Source organism: Endozoicomonas sp. SESOKO2, assembly GCF_024606245.1.
Taxonomy (GTDB): domain Bacteria; phylum Pseudomonadota; class Gammaproteobacteria; order Pseudomonadales; family Endozoicomonadaceae; genus Endozoicomonas_A.
This window is the reverse complement of the sequence record NZ_JAHHPQ010000758.1, coordinates 1-1288: the sequence shown is the minus strand read 5'-3', so window position 1 is coordinate 1288 and position 1288 is coordinate 1. Positions and strand designations below refer to the sequence as shown.

At 48.9% G+C, this 1288-nt stretch carries 1 protein-coding gene; it reads left to right on the top strand.

Annotated elements, in window-relative coordinates:
* On the top strand, positions 1–1288 hold a 1288-nt coding region (locus tag KDK17_RS18005), incomplete at both ends, for a hypothetical protein (RefSeq protein WP_257288715.1).

Sequence of the window (1288 nt, the reverse complement as noted above, 5' to 3'; positions counted from 1 at the left end):
CCATTGACTGCATTCGGGGCTTCCGTCATTCCTAACCTTGACCTGACCCTGAGCCTCTGTGAACAGGCACTTGGGTTGCTCCCGAAAGCTGAAGAACGACTTATAAGACTGAGAAATATAGAGCCCGATGCTGATGAAGAGATCCTTTGCCAGCATTCCCGCTATTTTGACGCTGATATTGCTAATGCCCGACTGTGGTCATTGATGGACAAACACCAGATGACTGAAACACTCTTGGTGAACATGAAAAAAGAGCTGACCAGAAAGCTGCTGTCGAATCAATGGCCTGGCAATGCAGAAACACTGCATAAACGACTCCAGGTCGTCAATATTACCCTGATGAGGCTCTTACAGGAGAGAGGCCTGTATGAATGGGCTGAAAAATTACTGTTCGACATCAGTGACAAACAAGCCAGTGACGGTGAGGATTTCCTTTGCAAGGCCAGTGGAAATGATGAAATTGATATAGCACTGACACGACTCTGGCAGCTAATGGGAAAAAGTGAGCAGGCTGAAAAACTGCTGCTGAGCATGAGTAACAAGCATCAGACTGACAGTATTGAAAGGCTTTGCAGGATCACTGGAAAGCGTGGGGTTGACCTGAATCTGGCCCTACTCTGGCAGGTCATGGAAAAGCTGGAACTTTGTGGAAAACTGCTGCTGAACATGAGTCACAAGCACCCCGGTAACAGTGAAGAAATCCTTTGTCAGCCCTGTGGAGATTATGAAATTGATCTGGCCCTGGTCCGACACTGGGAGCAGATAGGCCAATATAAAATGGCCGAAAAGCTGCTGCTGAACATGGTGGGTAAAGAGCTCAATCAAAATCAGGAAATCCTGTGTCAACCCTGTGGAGATCATGTCCTGGATCTGGCCCTGGCCATACTCTGGCAGTTGATGGGCAACTATGAGTGGGCAGAAAGACTGCTGCTGAACATGTGTGACAAACACCCCGATGACAACGAAGAACGTCTTTGCAAGCCTACCGGGAAGAAAGATCTTGATGTGGTGCTGGCAAGAAATTGGGAGGTGCTGGGCAAATATACACTGACTGAAAGATTGCTGTTGAACATGGCCGGCAAGTCCCTCTTCGCCGGTGAGGAAGCGCTGTGCAAACGCTCTGGAAATCTTAGCATTGATCTGACTCTGGTGAAATTTTGGGAGAGAACGGGCGACTATAAACGGTCTGAAAAACTGCTGCTGGACATGAGTGGCAAGCAGCTCGATGACACAGAGGAAGACCTTTGCAAGGCCTGCGGGCATCTTCTTATTGACCTGGCCCTGGCGC